This window comes from Frankiales bacterium (assembly GCA_016125335.1).
Classification (GTDB): domain Bacteria; phylum Actinomycetota; class Actinomycetes; order S36-B12; family CAIYMF01; genus Longivirga.
Map to the genome: position 1 here is coordinate 43,128 of WGLY01000015.1, position 17,610 is coordinate 60,737.

The following is a 17,610-nucleotide window of genomic DNA, read 5'->3' on the forward strand; positions in this document are numbered from 1 at the left end:
TCCGTGCGTGATCACCGCGCGGGTCATCAGTGCCCTCCGCTCACGGGGCCGCCGAGGGTGCCCTCGGGGATGGTGCCGACGTCGTCCCAGCGCACCCGGTCGCCCCGGAACACCGGACCGTCGACGCACGAGCGCAGCATGCGGGTGACGCCGTCGTCGCCGACCACCGGCAGCACGCAGGTCATGCACACGCCGATCCCGCACGCCATCGACTCCTCGACCGCGCACTGGGAGTACGCGCCATGGTCGGCGGCCACCTTCGCCACCGCCTGGAGCATCGGCATCGGCCCGCAGGCGTAGACGACGTCGGCGTCGGTGCGCCGGAGCACGGCGGGCAGCGCGTCGGTGACGCGGCCCCGCTCGCCCACCGAGCCGTCATCAGTGGTGAGGGTGAGCGAGGCGGCGATGCGCTTGGCGTCCAGGACGCCGAACAGCTTGGACTCGGTGGAGGCGCCGAGCACGACGTCGACCCGGCAGCCCCGGGCGCGCAGCGCGTCGGCGAGGGAGAACATCGGCGCGGAGCCGTAGCCGCCGGCCACCAGCACGCACGACACGGGTTCCTTGGGCAGGGCGAAGGGACGGCCGAGCGGGCCCACGATGTCCACGGTGTCGTGGCGGTGCAGGCGCGCGAGCCACTCGGTGCCCTTGCCCTGGGCGGCGAAGACGATCTCGAGGGTGCCGCCGTAGACGCCCCGGCTCTGCACGGAGTAGATCGAGAACGCGCGCCGCAGCAGCATCGAGGTGTGCGGGCCGCCGACGGACAGCGCCACGAAGTGACCGGGCCTGGCCAGCTCCGGGATGCCGGCCGCCGTGAGGGTCAGCACGTGGTAGTCGCCGGCCCGGCGCTGCCCGATCACCTCGCCGGTGACCTGCACCGCGCCGGCCCTGGTCTGCACCGTCATGCGTGGATCCCGTCCTGGTTCGAGTCGCCCCCGTCGGACGATCCTTCACCACGCGCCGTCTGGGCCGCGCGCAGGGCCGTCAGGTCGGCGGCCCACTCCTGGAGGGACCGTACGCCGATCTCCCCCGCGAGCAGCGCCTCGATCCCCTGGACCGTGGCCGCGAGGCCCTGCACGGTGGTGATGCAGGGCACGCCGCGGGTGACCGCGGCGGTGCGGATCTCGTAGCCGTCGAGCCGGGACCCCACGCCGTAAGGGGTGTTGACGATGAGGTCGATGTCGCCGGCGAGGATCGCGTCGACGGTGGTGGGCTCGCCGGCGGCCCCGCGGCCGTGGTGCTGCTTGCGCAGCACCGTCGCCTTGAGCCCGTTGCGGCGCAGCACCTCCGCGGTGCCCTCGGTGGCCAGGATCTCGAAGCCGAGGTCGGCCAGCCGCTTCACCGGGAACACCATCGAGCGCTTGTCGCGGTTGGCCACCGACACGAAGGCGCGCCCGGTGACGGGCAGCCCGGACGAGTACGCGGCGGTCTGCGACTTGGCGAAGGCGGTCCCGAACACCGAGTCGAAGCCCATCACCTCGCCCGTGGACCGCATCTCCGGGCCGAGCACGGTGTCGACGCCGTGGAAGCGCCCGAAGGGCAGCACGGCCTCCTTCACCGCGATCGGGGCACCGATGGGCAGGGTGCCGCCGTCGCCGGAGGCGGGCAGCAGGCCCTCCGCGCGCAGCTCGGCGATCGTGGCGCCCATCGTGACCCGGGCCGCCGCGCGGGCCAGCGGCACCGCGGTGGCCTTGGCGACGAACGGGACGGTGCGCGAGGCCCGCGGGTTGGCCTCGAGCACGTAGAGGATGTCGCCCGCGAGGGCGAACTGGACGTTGAGCAGACCGCGCACGCCGACACCCGAGGCGATGGCCTCCGTGGATCGCCGGATGCGCTCGATGTCGTTGTGCCCCAACGTGATCGGCGGCAGCGCGCACGCGGAGTCGCCGGAGTGGATGCCGGCCTCCTCGATGTGCTCCATCACGCCGGCGAGGTAGAGCTCGTGGCCGTCGTAGAGGGCGTCGACGTCGATCTCCACGGCGTCGTCGAGGAACCGGTCGACGAGCACCGGGTGCTCGGGGCTGACCGCGGTCGCGCGCTCGATGTAGTCGCCGAGCATCTCCTCGTCGTAGACGATCTCCATGCCGCGGCCGCCGAGCACGTACGACGGCCGCACGAGCACCGGGTAGCCGATGCGGTCGGCGACCTCGGCGGCCTCCTCGAAGCTCGTCGCCAGCCCGTGCGCGGGGGCCGGCAGCCCGGCCGCCGCGAGCACGCGGCCGAAGGCGCCGCGCTCCTCCGCGAGGTGGATCGCCTCGGGGCTGGTGCCCACCACCGGCACGCCCGCGTCCTTGAGCGGCTGCGCGAGCCCGAGGGGTGTCTGGCCGCCGAGCTGCACGACGACGCCGGCGACGGGTCCCACGGCGAGCTCCGCGTGGTAGACCTCGAGGACGTCCTCGAGGGTCAGCGGCTCGAAGTACAGCCGGCTCGAGGTGTCGTAGTCCGTCGAGACGGTCTCCGGGTTGCAGTTGACCATGACGGTCTCGTAGCCGGCGTCGCGCAGCGTGAGGCTCGCGTGCACGCACGAGTAGTCGAACTCGATGCCCTGGCCGATCCGGTTGGGCCCGCTGCCGAGGATGATCACCGCCGGGGTCTCCCGCGGCTCCACCTCGGACTCCTCGTCGTAGGAGCTGTAGTGGTACGGCGTGCGCGCGGCGAACTCGGCGGCGCAGGTATCGACGGTCTTGAAGACCGGCCGGATGCCCAGGGCGTGGCGGACCCCGCGCACGACGGCCTCGGGCAGCCCGCGGACCGCGCCGATCTGCGCGTCGGAGAACCCGTGCCGCTTGGCGAGGCGCAGCAGGTCCGGCGTGAGCTCGGGCGCCTCGCGCAGCGCGTCGCCGATCTCGTTGAGCAGCGCCACCTGGTCGAGGAACCACGGGTCGATGTTGGTGGACTCGTGCACCTGCTCGACCGTGGCGCCGGCCCACAAGGCCTGCTGCACCAGGCGCATGCGCCCGTCGCGCGGCACCCGCACCTGCTCGAGCAGCCCGGCCACGTCGACGTCGTCCTTCGAGCCGGTCCACGCGAACGGCGCCTCGCGCCGCTCGACCGAGCGCAGCGCCTTCTGGAGCGCCTCGGTGAAGCTGCGCCCGATCGCCATGGCCTCCCCGACGCTCTTCATCGTCGTGGTGAGGGTGGGGTCGGCCTGGGGGAACTTCTCGAACGCGAAGCGCGGCACCTTGACCACGACGTAGTCGAGGGCCGGCTCGAAGCTCGCCGGGGTCTCCCGCGTGATGTCGTTGGGGATCTCGTCGAGCGTGTAGCCGACGGCGAGCTTGGCCGCGATCTTCGCGATCGGGAACCCGGTCGCCTTCGAGGCCAGCGCCGAGGAGCGCGACACCCGCGGGTTCATCTCGATGACGACCATGCGTCCGTCGTCGGGGTTGACCGCGAACTGGATGTTGCAGCCGCCGGTGTCGACGCCGACGGCCCGGATCACCGCGATGCCGACGTCGCGCAGGTGCTGGTACTCGCGGTCGGTCAGCGTCATCGCGGGCGCGACCGTGATGGAGTCGCCGGTGTGCACGCCCATCGGGTCGACGTTCTCGATCGAGCAGATGACCACGACGTTGTCGTTCCGGTCGCGCATCAGCTCGAGCTCGTACTCCTTCCAGCCGATGATCGACTCCTCGAGGAGCACCTCGGTGGTGGGCGAGGCCTGCAGGCCGGAGCCCGCGATGCGGTGCAGGTCGGCCTCGTCGTAGGCGATGCCCGACCCGGCGCCGCCCATCGTGAACGACGGGCGCACCACGACGGGGTACCCGAGCCACTCGACCGCGGACAGGCAGTCCTCCATCGAGTGGCACACGGCGCTGCGCGCCGACTCGGCCGCCAGCCCGGCCGCGTCGATCTCGGCGACGATCTCCTTGAACCGCTCGCGGTTCTCCCCCGCCTCGATCGCCTCGACGTTGGCGCCGATGAGCTCGACGCCGTAGCGCTCGAGCACGCCGGCCGCGTGCAGCGCCATGGCGCAGTTGAGCGCCGTCTGGCCGCCGAGCGTGGCCAGCAGCGCGTCCGGCCGCTCCTTGGCGATGATCTTCTCGACGTACTCGGGCGTGATGGGCTCGACGTAGGTGGCGTCGGCGAACTCGGGGTCGGTCATGATCGTCGCGGGGTTGCTGTTGACCAGCACCACGCGCAGCCCCTCGGCCTTGAGCACCCGGCACGCCTGGGTGCCGGAGTAGTCGAACTCGCACGCCTGCCCGATCACGATCGGCCCGGAGCCGATCACCATCACGCTGCGCAGGTCGTCACGCCTCGGCACGGGTGGCCTCCATCAGCTCGACGAAGCGGTCGAAGAGGTAGGCCGAGTCGTGCGGGCCCGCCGCCGCCTCCGGGTGGTACTGCACCGAGAAGGCGGGCACGTCGAGGCACCGCAGGCCCTCGACCACGTCGTCGTTGAGGCACACGTGGCTCACCTCGACCCGGCCGTACGGCGTCTCGCTCGCGCGGTCCGTGGGTGCGTCGACGGCGAAGCCGTGGTTCTGCGCGGTGATCTCCACGCGGCCGGTGACGCGGTCGAGGACGGGGACGTTGATGCCGCGGTGCCCGTAGCGCAGCTTGTACGTGCCGAAGCCCAGCGCCCGGCCGAGCACCTGGTTGCCGAAGCAGATGCCGAACACCGGCCGCCGCGCGTCGAGCGCGGCCCGCACCAGCTCCACGGCGTGGTCCGCGGTGGCCGGGTCGCCCGGGCCGTTGCTGAAGAAGACGCCGTCGACGCCCACCTCGAGCAGTCGCTGCGGACTGATGGTCGACGGGACGACGTGCACCTCGATGCCGCGCGCGGCCATGTGCCGCGGGGTGGCGCCCTTGATGCCGAGGTCCACCGCGGCGACGGTGAACCGCCGCTCCCCCACGGCCGGCACGACCTCGTCGGACTCGAGGCTCACCTCGTCGGCGAGCGCCGCGCCGAGCATGGGCGGGCTGGCGAGCACCCGCTCGAGCAGGACCTCGACCGGCTGCGCGGCGGCCTCGCCGCTGAACACCCCGACGCGCATGGCGCCCCGCTCGCGCAGGTGCCGGGTGAGCGCGCGCGTGTCGACCCCGCTGATGCCCACGACGCCCTGCGCCACGAGCTCGTCGTCGAGCGTGCGCGTGGCGCGCCAGTTCGAGGCGGTGCGGGAGGGGTCGCGCACGACGTAGCCCGACACCCAGATGCGGCGCGACTCGGCGTCGTCGTCGTTGACGCCGTAGTTGCCGATGTGCGGCGAGGTCTGGACGACGACCTGCCGGTGGTAGGAGGGGTCCGTGAGGGTCTCCTGGTAGCCGGACATCCCCGTGGTGAACACGGCCTCGCCGAAGGTCTCGCCCACGGCGCCGTAGGCCTGCCCGCGGAAGACGCGCCCGTCCTCGAGCACGAGCACGGCGGGCGCGGCGGAGGTCAGCACGCTCATGCCGGCACCTCCTGCACCGCGGCGTCGAGGTAGGTGGGCCGCCCGCGCAGGAACGTGGCGACCACCGTGACCGGCAGCGTGCGTCCCGCGTAGGGCGTGTTGCGGCTGCGGCTGTGCAGGCCCGCCGGGTCGACGACGCGTGGTCGCGCCGGGTCGAGCAGCACGAGGTTGGCGGGCTCGCCGACGGCGATCGGCCGGCCGTGGCCGGCGAGCCGGCCGATGCGCGCCGGTGCCGCGGACATCCGGTCGGCCACGCCGGCCCAGTCGAGCAGGCCCGTGGCGACCATCGTCTCCGCGACGACGCCGAGCGCCGTCTCCAGCCCGACCATGCCCATGGCGGCGGCGGACCACTCGCAGTCCTTGTCCTCGACCGGGTGCGGCGCGTGGTCGGTCGCGACGACGTCGATGGTGCCGTCGGCCAGCGCCGCGCGCAGCGCCTCGACGTCGGCCTTGGACCGCAGCGGCGGGTTCACCTTGAAGACGGGGTCGTAGGAGGCGACGAGGTCCTCGGTGAGCAGCAGGTGGTGGGGGGTCACCTCGGCGGTGACGTCGACGCCGCGCGCCTTCGCCGCCCGCACGATCTCGACCGAGCCCGCCGTGGACAGGTGGCAGACGTGCAGCCGCGACCCGACGTGCTCGGCGAGCAGGACGTCGCGGGCCACGATCGCCTCCTCGGCCACCGCCGGCCAGCCGCGCAGGCCGAGCACTCCGGACAGCGCGCCCTCGTTCATCTGCGCGTCCTCGGTGAGCCGCGGCTCCTGCGCGTGCTGCGCGACGACGCCGCCGAACGCCTTCACGTACTCCAGCGCCCGTCGCATGATGACCGCGTCGTGCACGCACTTGCCGTCGTCGCTGAAGACGCGGACCTGCGCGGCGCTGGTGGCCATGGCGCCGAGCTCGGCGAGCTGCTGGCCGCCGAGGCCGATCGTGACGGCGCCGACGGGCTGCACGTCCGCGTGCCCGGCCTCGTGGCCGAGCCGCAGCACCTGCTCGACGACGCCGGCGGTGTCGGCGACCGGGTCGGTGTTGGCCATGGCGAACACCGCGGTGAAGCCGCCGGCCGCCGCCGCCCGGGTGCCGGTCTCGACGGTCTCGGCGTCCTCGCGGCCGGGCTCGCGCAGGTGCGTGTGCAGGTCGACCAGGCCGGGCAGAGCCACGAGCCCGTCGGCGTCCACCTCCACCGCGCCGTCGGCGGCCGCCGCCCCCGGCGCGGTGATCTCGGCGATCACGCCGTCGCGCAGGACGAGGTCGCGACTCTCGGCGCCGAGCACCGAGGCCCGGCGCACGACGTAGGTCTGTGCGGTCATCTCAGGCCTCCACGGCGGTGTCGGCGGGATCCGCGGGATCGGCCGCCGCGGCGGGCGAGCCGAGCTGCGCGCCCCCGAGCAGCAGGTAGAGCACGGCCATCCGGACGCTGACGCCGTTGGACACCTGCTCGACGATCACCGAGCGGGGCGCGTCGGCGACCTCGGCGGCGATCTCCATGCCGCGGTTCATCGGGCCGGGGTGCATGACGATGGCGTGCTCGGGCAGCTGCGCCATGCGGCGGGTGTCGAGGCCGTAGCGGCGGCTGTACTCCCGGGCGCTGGGGAAGAACGCGGCGTTCATGCGCTCGCGCTGCACCCGCAGCATCATGACGGCGTCGGCCTTGGCGAGGTGGGCGTCGAGGTCGTAGGAGACATCGCACGGCCAGGTCTCCACGCCCACCGGCAGCAGCGTGGGCGGCGCCACCAGCGTCACCTCGGCGCCGAGGGTGGCGAGCAGGAGCACGTTGCTGCGGGCGACGCGGCTGTGCAGCACGTCCCCGACGATGGTGACCCGGCGCCCGGACAGGTCCCCGACGCCGCCGGCGAGGTGGCGGCGCATCGTGAACGCGTCCAGCAGCGCCTGGGTGGGGTGCTCGTGGGTGCCGTCGCCGGCGTTGACCACCGAGCCGCCGATCCAGCCGGAGGTCGCCAGCCGGTGCGGCGCGCCGCTCGACCCGTGGCGGATGACCACGGCGTCCGCCCCCATCGCCTCGAGGGTCAGCGCCGTGTCCTTGAGGCTCTCGCCCTTGGACACGCTCGAGCCCTTGGCCGAGAAGTTGATGACGTCGGCGGAGAGCCGCTTGGCGGCGGCCTCGAACGAGATGCGGGTGCGGGTGGAGTCCTCGAAGAAGAGGTTGACCACCGTGCGCCCGCGCAGCGTGGGCAGCTTCTTGACCGCGCGGTCGGTCAGCGAGGCGAGCTCGGCCGCGGTGTCGAGCACGAGCAGGGCGTCGTCGTGGTCCAGGTCGGCCGCCGAGAGCAGGTGTCGCTTCACCGCTCCTCCTCCGTCGGGGCGCCGGCGTCGCCCGTGCCGCTGATGAGCACGGCGTCCTCGCCGTCGTGCTCGACCAGCCGGACGTGGACGGTCTCCGCGTGCGCCGTGGGGATGTTCTTGCCGACGTGGTCGGCGCGGATGGGCAGCTCGCGGTGGCCGCGGTCGACCAGCACCGCCAGCCGCACGGCGCGCGGGCGCCCGATGTCGTTCATGGCGTCGAGTGCGGCGCGGATGGTACGCCCGCTGTAGAGGACGTCGTCGACGAGCACCACGACCTTGTCGTCGATGCCCGACGCCGGGATCTCGGTGGGCAGCAGCGCCCGCGCGGGGGCGCGGCGCAGGTCGTCGCGGTACATGGTGACGTCGAGGGAGCCGACGGCGACGTCGCGGCCCTCGATCTCGCGGATGCGCTCGGCGATCCGGCGGGCGAGGAACACGCCGCGCGTGGGGATCCCCAGCAGGACGAGATCGTCGGCGCCCTTGGCGCGCTCGAGGATCTCGTGGGCCACGCGGGTGAGCGCGCGGCCGATCTCGGCACCGTCGAGCACGGTGCGCATGTCGTCAGGATTCCGGGCACCGGACATCTCGGCGACCCCCTTCCCCGCCTCACGGGACGGACTTAAAGGAGCTCGGTCGGACCGACCCTACCCCCGACCGCCGGGCCCCGGCCGCGGGGGGCCCGGCCCCGCGCGCCGCGACCCGCCGGACCCCGCCCGGCCGTCCGGCGCCGGCCGGGCAGCCGTCCGGCCGAGCGCCGCTCGCCCGGCGCGGTCACCGTCGGCCACCCGACACGGATCGTGACGCCCGGTGCCCGCCGCGGCCCCGCCGGAGGATCATCCGAACGGACCAGGCGGTCCGAGTGCGAACGGAGGGTCACGCTCCGTAACATCACCTGTGACACTGAGAGCACGGGCCGCGACCCGCCGACACGCCGCCGGCGCGTCGACCCCGTGCCGGGGGGCGCCAGCCGACCCGGGCAGGCAGCGGCGCGTCGAGCACGCACCGGACGGAAGGACCCACATGGCCAGCGACTACGCGCGAGCGCTCGGGGCGCGGCTGCGCGCGATCCGCCAGCAGCAGGGGCTCTCGTTGCACGGCGTCGAGGAGCGCTCGCAGGGCCGCTGGAAGGCGGTCGTGGTGGGCTCCTACGAGCGCGGCGACCGCGCGGTGACCGTGCAGAAGCTCGCCGAGCTCGCGGACTTCTACACCGTCCCGGTCTCCGAGCTGCTGCCCGACTCCTCGCCCGCGGCCGCCGCCGAGCCGCCCCAGCGCCTCGTCATCGACCTCGAGCGCCTCGGCCAGGTGCCCGCCGAGAAGGCCGGCCCGCTGGCCCGCTACGCGGCCGCGATCCAGGCCCAGCGCGGCGACTACAACGGCCGGGTGCTCTCGATCCGCCAGGACGACCTGCGCACCCTCGCCGTCATCTACGACGAGCCGCCCAGCCAGCTGGCCGACCAGCTCATCGCCTGGGGCGTGCTCAACCCCGAGGCGCGCCGGGCCCTGGACTGACGGGCACCGGCACCCGCACCACGAGGGCCCCCGACCGCTGCGGTCGGGGGCCCTCGTCGCGCGCTACACGCCGCTGGGGACCGAGGTGCCCATCCGGTGCACGCGCATGCCGTTGGTGGTGCCGGGCACGCCCGGGGGGACGCCGGCGATGACCACGATCAGCTCGCCCACGGAGGCGCGGCCGATCTCCTGGAGCGAGGCGTCCACGAGGCGCACCATCTCGTCGGTGCTGCTCGCCTTGGGCACCAGGAACGTCTCGACCCCCCAGCACAGGGCCAGCTGGCTGCGCACCCGGGGGTTGGGCGTGAACGCCAGCAGCGAGATGTCCGGCCGGTAGCGCGCGACGAGCCGGGCGGAGCGGCCGGTCTCGGTGAAGGCGATGACCGCCGAGGCCCCGACGTCCTGGCCCACGGTCACCGCCGCGCGCGTGATCGCGCGCGACGTGGAGTCGTTGCGGTCCTCGATCTCGGGCAGCTGGTCGAGCGCCTCGCCCTCGACCTGCTCGATGATGCGCGCCATGGTGCTCACCACGTGCGCGGGGTGGGCGCCCACCGAGGTCTCGCCGGAGAGCATGAGCGCGTCGGCGCCGTCGAGGACGGCGTTGGCGACGTCGCTGGCCTCGGCGCGGGTCGGCCGGGTCATCGACACCATGGTCTCGAGCATCTGCGTGGCCACGATGACGGGCTTGGCCCGGCGGCGCGCCAGCGTGATCGCGCGCTTCTGCACGAGGGGCACCTGCTCGAGCGGCAGCTCCACGCCGAGGTCGCCTCGGGCGACCATGATCCCGTCGAAGGCGTCGATGATCGACTCGAGGTTCTCGACGGCCTGCGGCTTCTCGATCTTCGCCAGCACCGGCAGGCGCACGCCCTCGTCGTCCATGATCCGCACGACGTCGAGCAGGTCGTCGGCCCGGCGCACGAACGACAGCGCGATCATGTCCACGCCGAGGCGCAGCGCCCAGCGCAGGTCGGCGACGTCCTTCTCGGACATCGCCGGCACGCTGACCGCGACCCCCGGCAGGTTGATGCCCTTGTGGTCGCTCACCCGGCCGCCCTCGACCACGCGGGTGACCACGGTGGTCTCGGACACCTCGACGGCCTCGAGCGCCACCTTGCCGTCGTCGATGAGGATCGAGTCGCCGGGGTGCACGTCGCCGGGCAGCCCGGAGTAGGTCGTCGAGCAGATGGTGGAGTCGCCCTCGACGTCCTCGGTGGTGATCGAGAACGTCGCGCCGCGGTCGAGGACGACGGGGCCGGAGGCGAAGGTGCCGAGGCGGATCTTGGGGCCCTGGAGGTCGACGAGGATGCCGATCCCGCGGCCGGCGGAGTCGCCGGCCTGGCGGACCCACTCGTAGATCCGCTCGTGGTCGGCGTAGGCGCCGTGCGAGAGGTTCATGCGGGCGACGTCCATGCCCGCCTCGACGAGGGACTCGATCCCCTCCTGGCTCGCGACAGCAGGGCCGAGGGTGCAGACGATCTTGGCGCGGCGCACGGGGGAACCCTATCTGGAAGCGCTTGCAGGGGTGAGGGGTGGGACGGGTGTCGCCTGCGGGCCGCTCACACGACGAGCGGGCGGGCGGTGGGCGGGATCGGGGCCGGGAGGTTCGTGGCACCCGAGAGCCAGCGGTCGACCCCGGCCGCGGCCGAGCGGCCCTCGGCGATCGCCCAGACGATGAGCGACTGGCCGCGGCCGGCGTCGCCGGCGACGAAGACGCCGTCCTCGCTGGACATGTAGTGGCGGTCGCGGCGCACGTTGCCGCGCTCGTCGAGCTCGACGCCGAGCTGCTCGAGCAGCGGGCCCCGCTCCGGGCCGGTGAAGCCCATCGCGAGGAACACCGCGTCGGCCGGGATCTCGCGCTCGGTGCCCGGCACCGGCTCGAAGCGGCCGTCGCGCGGCTCGACCTCGACCAGCTCGAGCGCCCGCACATGGCCGGCGCCGTCGTCGAGGAACCGCACGGTGGACACCGCGTAGACCCGCTCGCCGCCCTCCTCGTGGGCGCTGGTGACCTTGTAGGTCATCGGGTAGGTGGGCCAGGGCTGTGCCGCCGGGCGGTGCTCGGGCGGCATCGGCAGGATCTCCAGCTGCGTGACCGACAGCGCGCCCTGGCGGTGCGCGGTGCCGAGGCAGTCGGCGCCGGTGTCGCCGCCGCCGATGATGACGACGTGCTTGCCGGCGACGTCGATGGGCGCCTGGTCGAGGTCGCCCTCCTGCACGCGGTTGGCGCCGGGCAGGTACTCCATGGCCTGGTGCACGCCGGCGAGCTCGCGCCCGGGGACCGAAAGGTCGCGCCACTGCGTGGCACCCACCGCGACCACCACCGCGTCGTAGCGGCGGCGCAGGTCCGACCCCGTGACGTCGGTGCCGACGTCGACGCCGGCGCGGAACTTGACGCCCTCCGACTGCATCTGGGCGATGCGCCGCTCGAGGTGGCGCTTCTCCATCTTGAACTCGGGGATGCCGTAGCGCAGCAGCCCGCCGACGCGGTCAGCGCGCTCGAAGACCGCTACCGTGTGCCCGGCCCGGGCCAGCTGCTGGGCCGCGGCCAGACCGGCCGGGCCGGACCCGATGACGGCGACCGTCTTGCCGGACTGGCGCGGCGCCGGCTGCGGCGTGACCCAGCCTTCCGACCAGGCGCGGTCGACGATCTCGACCTCGACCTGCTTGATGGTCACCGGGTCGGCGTTGATGCCGAGCACGCAGGCCGTCTCGCACGGGGCCGGGCAGAGCCGGCCGGTGAACTCCGGGAAGTTGTTTGTCGCGTGCAGCCGCTCGCTGGCACCTCGCCAGTCGCCGCGCCACACCAGATCGTTCCACTCGGGGATGATGTTCCCCAGCGGGCACCCGTTGTGGCAGAAGGGGATGCCGCAGTCCATGCACCGCCCGGCCTGCTTCTCGAGGTGGTCGGCGGGGAACGGCTCGTAGACCTCGCGCCAGTCGCGGATGCGCACGTCCACCGGGCGGCGGACCGGGGTCTCCCGGCCGGTGGTGAGGAAGCCCTTCGGGTCAGCCATGGGTCGACTCCATCACGGCGAGCTGGACGTCACGGCCCTCGCGCTCCGCCGCGGCCTGGGCCTCCAGGACGCGGGCGTAGTCGCGGGGCATGACCTTGGTGAACCGGGAGGCGAGGTCGTCCTCGGCGAGCAGCGCGGCGGCCACCTCGCTGTCGGTCTCCTCCTGGTGGCGGACGACGAGGTCGCGCAGCACCGCGACGTCCTGGTCGTCGAGGGGCACGAGGTCGACCATCTCGGGGTTGACCCGGCCCGGCAGCGCGTCGAGCAGGTACGCGACGCCGCCGGACATGCCCGCCGCGAAGTTGCGGCCGATCGGCCCGAGCACCACGGCCACGCCGCCGGTCATGTACTCGCAGCCGTGGTCGCCGACCCCCTCGACCACCGCGGACGCCCCGGAGTTCCGCACGCAGAAGCGCTCCCCTACGACTCCGCGCAGGAACAGCTCGCCCGCGGTCGCACCGTAGGCGATGACGTTGCCGGCGATCACGTTCTCCTCGGCGACGAACGTGGCCGAGCGGTCCGGCCGCACGACGATGCGCCCGCCGGACAGGCCCTTCCCCACGTAGTCGTTGCTGTCGCCCTCGAGCCGCAGGGTGATCCCGCGGGGCAGGAACGCCCCGAAGGACTGGCCGGCCGAGCCGGTGAACGTGACGTCGATGGTGCCGTCCGGTAGGCCCTCGCCGCCGTGGCGCCGGCTCACCTGCGACCCGAGCATCGTCCCGACGGTGCGGTTGACGTTGCGGACCGGGAGCTGCGCCCGCAGGGGCGCACCGGTCTCCAGCGCATCCGCGGCCAGCGCGATCAGCTCGTTGTCCAGGGCCTTCTCCAGCCCGTGGTCCTGGCCGGTGGTGTTGCGGCGGGCGGCGCCCTCGGGCAGGTCGGGCACGTGCAGGACCGGGGTGAGGTCGAGCCCCTCCGCCTTCCAGTGCGCCCGGGCCGCCGCCGTGTCGAGCAGCTCCGCGTGCCCGACCGCCTCGGCCACCGAGCGGAAGCCGAGCGCGGCGAGGTGCTCGCGGACCTCCTCGGCGAGGAAGAGGAAGAACTGCTCGACGAACTCCGGCTTCCCGTTGAAGCGCTCGCGCAGCACGGGGTTCTGGGTAGCGACGCCGACCGGGCAGGTGTCGAGGTGGCAGACCCGCATCATCACGCAGCCCATCACCACGAGCGGTGCGGTCGCGAAGCCGAACTCCTCGGCGCCGAGCAGGGCGGCGATGACGACGTCGCGGCCGGTCTTGAGCTGACCGTCGGTCTGCACCACGACGCGGTCGCGCAGCCCGTTGAGCAGCAGCGTCTGCTGCGTCTCCGCGGGCCCGAGCTCCCAGGGACCGCCGGCGTGCTTGAGCGAGGTCAGCGGCGAGGCGCCGGTGCCGCCGTCGTGCCCGGAGATGAGCACGACGTCGGCGTGCGCCTTCGCGACGCCCGCAGCCACCGTGCCCACCCCGACCTCGGCCACGAGCTTGACGTGCACCCGCGCCTGGGGGTTGGCGTTCTTCAGGTCGTGGATGAGCTGGGCGAGGTCCTCGATCGAGTAGATGTCGTGGTGCGGCGGCGGCGAGATGAGCCCGACGCCGGGCGTGGAGTGCCGCGTCCTCGCGATCCACGGGTAGACCTTGTGGCCGGGCAGCTGGCCGCCCTCACCCGGCTTGGCCCCCTGGGCCATCTTGATCTGGAGATCGTCGGCGTTGACCAGGTAGTGGCTGGTGACGCCGAAGCGTCCCGAGGCCACCTGCTTGATCGCCGACCGCTTGGAGTCGCCGTCCGGCAGCGGCTCGAACCGCTCCGGGTCCTCGCCGCCCTCGCCGGTGTTGGACTTGGCGCCGAGCCGGTTCATCGCGATGGCGAGCGTCTCGTGCGCCTCGCCGGAGATGGAGCCGTAGGACATCGCGCCGGTCGAGAACCGCCGCACGATGTCCGCCGCGGGCTCGACCTCCTCGATCGGGACCGGCTCGCGCACGCCCTCCTTGAAGCGGAACAGGCCGCGCAGCGTCATGAGGCGCTCGGACTGCTCGTCGACGCGGGCGGTGTACTGCTTGAAGATGTCGTAGCGGCCGGAGCGCGTGGCGTGCTGGAGCCGGAACACCGTCTCCGGGTCGAACAGGTGCTGCTCGCCCTCGCGGCGCCACTGGTACTCGCCGCCCACGTCGAGGCGCCGGTGCGCCGGCGAGATCCCGGTGGGCGGGTAGGCCACGGCGTGCCGGCGTCCGACCTCCTCGGCGATGACGTCGAGCCCGACGCCGCCGAGCCGCGAGGTGGTGCCGGTGAAGTAGCGGTCGACCACGGAGGGCGCGAGCCCGATGGCCTCGAACACCTGCGCCCCGCGGTAGGACGCCACGGTCGAGATGCCCATCTTGCTCATGACCTTGAGCACGCCCTTGCCGAGCGCCTTGACCAGGTTGCGGACGGCCTTCTCCGGCGCGATGCCGGTGACGACGCCCTGACGCGCGAGGTCCTCGACGGTCTCCATCGCGAGGTAGGGGTTGATCGCCGCGGCGCCGTACCCGATGAGCAGCGCGACGTGGTGCACCTCGCGGACGTCGCCGGCCTCGACCACCAGCGAGACGTAGGTGCGCTCCTTGGACCGCACGAGGTGGTGGTGCACCGCAGCGGTCACCAGCAGCGACGGGATCGGCGCGAGGTCGGAGTCGGAGTCGCGGTCGGAGATCACGACGAAGCGCTTGCCGTCGGCGATCGCGGCGGAGACCTCCGTGCAGATCTCGTCCAGCCGGGCCTCGAGCGCCGCGCCGCCGCCGTCGACCTCGTAGAGGGCCTTGATCTTCGTCGCGGCGAAGCCCGGGAGGTCGCCGTCGGCGTTGATGTGCAGGATCTTCGCCAGCTCGTCGTTGTCGATCACCGGGAACGGCAGGATCACCTGCCGGCAGTGCGACGGCGTCGCGTCGAGCAGGTTGAGCTCGGGGCCGATGTGGCTCGACAGCGAGGTCACCAGCTCCTCGCGGATCGCGTCCAGCGGCGGGTTGGTCACCTGGGCGAACAGCTGCTGGAAGTAGTCGAAGAGCAGGCGCGGGCGCTGGCTGAGCACCGCGATGGGCGTGTCGGTGCCCATCGAGCCGATCGCCTCGGCCCCCGACCGGGCCATCGGCGCGAGGATGACCCGCAGCTCCTCCTCGGTGTAGCCGAAGGACTGCTGACGGCGCAGCACGCTCTCGTGGGTGTGCACGATGTGCTCGCGCTCGGGCAGCGAGTCGAGGTGCATCACGCCGGCGTGCAGCCACTCGTCGTAGGGCGCCTCCGAGGCGAGCTCGGCCTTGATCTCGTCGTCCTCGACGATGCGGTGCTTCTCGGTGTCCACGAGGAACATGTGGCCCGGCTGGAGCCGGCCCTTGCGCACGACGTGCTCCGGCGCGATGTCGAGCACGCCGGCCTCGGAGGCCAGCACGACGAGCCCGTCGTCGGTGACCCAGTAGCGGCCCGGGCGCAGCCCGTTGCGGTCGAGCACGGCGCCGATGACGGTGCCGTCGGTGAAGGCGACGTCGGCCGGGCCGTCCCACGGCTCGGTGAGCGTGGCGTGGAACTCGTAGAACGCCCGACGGGCGGGGTCCATCTCGGTGTGGTTCTGCCACGCCTCCGGGATCATCATGAGCACCGCGTGGGGCAGGCTGCGCCCGGCGAGGTGGAGCAGCTCGAGCACCTCGTCGAAGGACGCCGAGTCGCTCCCGCCCGGGGTGCAGATCGGGAACAGCCGCGAGATGTCGCCGGGGATGAGGTCGCTGGCCAGCCGCGCCTCGCGGGCGCGCATCCAGTTGCGGTTCCCCTTGACGGTGTTGATCTCGCCGTTGTGCGCGATGAGGCGGTAGGGGTGCGCCAGCGGCCAGCTCGGGAACGTGTTGGTGGAGAACCGCGAGTGGATGAGCGCGAGCGCCGAGGCGTAGCGCGGGTCGAGCAGGTCCGGGAAGAAGGTGGCGAGCTGCCCGGTCGTGAGCATGCCCTTGTAGACGATGGTGCGGGCCGACAGCGACGGGAAGTAGACGTCGGTCTCGTGCTCGGCCCGCTTGCGCAGGCAGAACGCCATCCGCTCCAGCGCGAGCCCGACGACACGGCCGGCGCGTGCGGTCACGACCAGCTGGCGGAAGCGTGGCATGACCGAGGCGGCCGTGGCGCCGACCCCGGTGGCGTCGGTGGGCAGGTCGCGCCAGGCGACGACGGCGAGCCCCTCCTCCTCCGCGAGCTCCTCGATCCGGGCCACCTCGGCCGCGGCCTCGGCGTCCTCCACGGGGAGGAACGCGATGCCGACGGCGTAGGCGCCCGGGCCGGGCAGCTCGACGCCGAGCTCGGCGAAGGTCTCGCGCAGGAACTCGTGCGGGACCTGGGTGAGGATGCCGGCGCCGTCGCCGGAGTCCGGCTCCGAGCCCGAGGCGCCGCGGTGCTCGAGGTTCTCCAGGGCCGTGATGGCCTGCCGCACGATCTCGTGCGACGGCTCGCCGGACAGCCGGGCGACGAAGGCGACGCCGCAGGCGTCGTGCTCGTGCTCGGGGTGGTAGAGGCCCTGGGGGGCGGGAGCTGCGGACCGCATGGGCCCTCCCGTCGTCTCGCTCGACTGGCGTCGGCCGCTCGGGCCGGTGGTCGGGCAGGGGACGACATTGGCCGCACTGCTGGCGTGGAGCGTAACCGACGCGCTCCCCCGGATCACACCGGGCGGGCCCCGTCCGTGTCGCAGGAGCGTCTCAGCCCAGGGTGGAGCCCACCACGTGGCCGACGCCGTAGGTGACCACCGCGGCGAGGACGCCGACGATGAGCTGGCGGGTGCCCGAGAACAGCCACGACCGGGCCGTGACCTGCGAGACCAGGACGCCGGCCAGGAAGAGCCCGATCACCGACAGCACCGCCGAGGCCACCAGGCTCTGGGCGCCGAACAGGTAGGGCACGAGCGGCACCAGGGCCCCGACCGCGAAGGCCAGGAAGGACGAGCCGGCCGCCAGCCACGGGTTGGGCAGCTCGCCGGGGGCCATCCCGAGCTCCTCGCGGGCGTGCACCTCCAGGGCGGCGTCGGGGTTGCGGCCGAGCTGCTCGGCCATCCGCTCCGCGAGGTCCTGGTCGACGCCGCGGCTCACCCAGATCTGGGCGAGCTCCTTGGCCTCGCCCTCGGCGTTGCGGCGCAGCTCGAGCCGCTCGTTCTCGAACTCCTGCTCGGCCAGCTCGGCCTGGGAGGCCACCGAGGTGTACTCGCCGGCGGCCATGGAGAAGGCGCCGGCGGCCAGGCCCGCCAGGCCTGCGAGCACGACGGCCGTGCGTCCGCCGGCGTCGGCGGCCGCCGTGCCTCCGGCGACGCCGGCCATCAGGGCGAAGTTGGAGACCAGCCCGTCCATGGCGCCGAAGACGGCTGGCCGCAGCCAGCCGCCGGTGACGTCGCGGTGGTGGTCGGCGGGGGGTGGGTTACCGCT

The 17,610-nt window shown here is 73.3% G+C and carries 11 protein-coding genes; 1 reads left to right on the forward strand and 10 read right to left on the reverse strand.

Annotated elements, in window-relative coordinates; all coding sequences use genetic code 11:
* Positions 1-26: 26 nt before the first annotated feature.
* The 6 genes from GC157_08360 to pyrR are packed head-to-tail and all read right to left on the reverse strand — an operon-like array spanning position 27 to position 8,278.
* On the reverse strand, positions 27-902 hold the full coding sequence (locus GC157_08360) for a dihydroorotate dehydrogenase electron transfer subunit (protein MBI1377478.1): 876 nt from the start codon (positions 900-902) through the stop codon (positions 27-29).
* On the reverse strand, positions 899-4,264 hold the full coding sequence (gene carB / locus GC157_08365; GenBank protein MBI1377479.1) for a carbamoyl-phosphate synthase large subunit: 3,366 nt from the start codon (positions 4,262-4,264) through the stop codon (positions 899-901). Before carB ends, GC157_08360 begins: the two co-directional genes overlap by 4 nt.
* Positions 4,251-5,393: a glutamine-hydrolyzing carbamoyl-phosphate synthase small subunit gene (gene carA, locus GC157_08370; protein ID MBI1377480.1), complete on the reverse strand. Its 1,143-nt coding sequence runs from the start codon at positions 5,391-5,393 to the stop codon at positions 4,251-4,253. The genes carB and carA overlap by 14 nt, the downstream gene beginning before the upstream one ends.
* Entirely contained in the window at positions 5,390-6,700 is a 1,311-nt protein-coding gene (locus GC157_08375) for a dihydroorotase (GenBank protein MBI1377481.1), read from the reverse strand. Before GC157_08375 ends, carA begins: the two co-directional genes overlap by 4 nt.
* 1 nt (position 6,701) lies before the next feature.
* Entirely contained in the window at positions 6,702-7,694 is a 993-nt protein-coding gene (locus tag GC157_08380) for an aspartate carbamoyltransferase catalytic subunit (GenBank protein MBI1377482.1), read from the reverse strand.
* Entirely contained in the window at positions 7,691-8,278 is a 588-nt protein-coding gene (gene pyrR, locus GC157_08385; GenBank protein MBI1377483.1) for a bifunctional pyr operon transcriptional regulator/uracil phosphoribosyltransferase PyrR, read from the reverse strand. The genes GC157_08380 and pyrR overlap by 4 nt, the downstream gene beginning before the upstream one ends.
* 436 nt (positions 8,279-8,714) lie before the next feature.
* On the opposite strand from pyrR, the gene GC157_08390 reads away from it, so the two are divergent.
* A complete protein-coding gene (locus GC157_08390) occupies positions 8,715-9,203 on the forward strand; it encodes a helix-turn-helix domain-containing protein (protein MBI1377484.1) in 489 nt (162 codons plus the stop codon).
* A 63-nt stretch (positions 9,204-9,266) separates the two neighbouring features.
* On the opposite strand, the gene pyk is transcribed toward GC157_08390, so the two are convergent.
* The 4 genes from pyk to GC157_08410 form a co-directional block, all read right to left on the reverse strand.
* Entirely contained in the window at positions 9,267-10,694 is a 1,428-nt protein-coding gene (pyk, locus tag GC157_08395; GenBank protein MBI1377485.1) for a pyruvate kinase, read from the reverse strand.
* A gap of 65 nt (positions 10,695-10,759) precedes the next feature.
* On the reverse strand, positions 10,760-12,214 hold the full coding sequence (gene gltD, locus GC157_08400; GenBank protein MBI1377486.1) for a glutamate synthase small subunit: 1,455 nt from the start codon (positions 12,212-12,214) through the stop codon (positions 10,760-10,762).
* Positions 12,207-16,742, reverse strand: coding sequence for a glutamate synthase large subunit (gene gltB / locus GC157_08405; GenBank protein MBI1377487.1), 4,536 nt, complete (start codon positions 16,740-16,742; stop codon positions 12,207-12,209). Before gltB ends, gltD begins: the two co-directional genes overlap by 8 nt.
* A gap of 151 nt (positions 16,743-16,893) precedes the next feature.
* On the reverse strand, positions 16,894-17,535 hold the full coding sequence (locus GC157_08410) for a hypothetical protein (protein ID MBI1377488.1): 642 nt from the start codon (positions 17,533-17,535) through the stop codon (positions 16,894-16,896).
* Between the last annotated feature and the right edge of the window lie 75 nt (positions 17,536-17,610).

What these genes read in the sequence shown, in the direction of transcription:
- GC157_08360 (MBI1377478.1), bottom strand. Translation starts at nt 902, where the DNA reads ATGACGGTGCAGACCAGGGCCGGCGCGGTGCAGGTCACCGGCGAGGTG.
- carA (MBI1377480.1), bottom strand. Translation starts at nt 5,393, where the DNA reads ATGAGCGTGCTGACCTCCGCCGCGCCCGCCGTGCTCGTGCTCGAGGAC.
- GC157_08375 (MBI1377481.1), bottom strand. Translation starts at nt 6,700, where the DNA reads ATGACCGCACAGACCTACGTCGTGCGCCGGGCCTCGGTGCTCGGCGCC.
- pyrR (MBI1377483.1), bottom strand. Translation starts at nt 8,278, where the DNA reads ATGTCCGGTGCCCGGAATCCTGACGACATGCGCACCGTGCTCGACGGT.
- GC157_08390 (MBI1377484.1), top strand. Translation starts at nt 8,715, where the DNA reads ATGGCCAGCGACTACGCGCGAGCGCTCGGGGCGCGGCTGCGCGCGATC.
- gltD (MBI1377486.1), bottom strand. Translation starts at nt 12,214, where the DNA reads ATGGCTGACCCGAAGGGCTTCCTCACCACCGGCCGGGAGACCCCGGTC.
- gltB (MBI1377487.1), bottom strand. Translation starts at nt 16,742, where the DNA reads ATGCGGTCCGCAGCTCCCGCCCCCCAGGGCCTCTACCACCCCGAGCAC.
- GC157_08410 (MBI1377488.1), bottom strand. Translation starts at nt 17,535, where the DNA reads ATGGACGGGCTGGTCTCCAACTTCGCCCTGATGGCCGGCGTCGCCGGA.